Consider the following 371-nt stretch of genomic DNA (forward strand, 5'->3'; position numbering starts at 1 on the left):
GCCCAGCTGCTGCGGGCCGACCTGCTGCCGGAGGCGTGGATCGCCCCGCTTCAGGTGCGGCAGCAGCGGGCCCTGGTGCGGCACCGCTGTCAGCTGGTGCGGCTGCGGACCCTGTTGCGCAACCGAATCCATGCCGTCCTGGCGGACCAGGGCAGCGACCGGCCCGGCGGCTGCTTCACCGCCCCCGGCCGGGCCTGGCTGGAGGGCCTGGACCTGCCGGACGCCTCGCGTCACGTGGTCGATGATCTGCTGGGCCTGATGGACGCCCTCAAAGAGCCGATCGACGCGCTGGATGCGCAGCTGCTCGCGCAGGCGCGGGCGATCCCCGGGCGCGGTCCCTCACCCGGCTGCCGGGGGTCGGCGTACTCACC

General features: G+C 74.7%; 1 pseudogene. It reads left to right on the forward strand.

The window, feature by feature from the left end:
* Positions 1–371: pseudogene (locus JL475_RS39430) on the forward strand (hypothetical protein); the annotation flags it as partial.

This window comes from Streptomyces sp. M2CJ-2, from assembly GCF_016757295.1.
Taxonomy (GTDB): Bacteria; Actinomycetota; Actinomycetes; order Streptomycetales; family Streptomycetaceae; genus Streptomyces.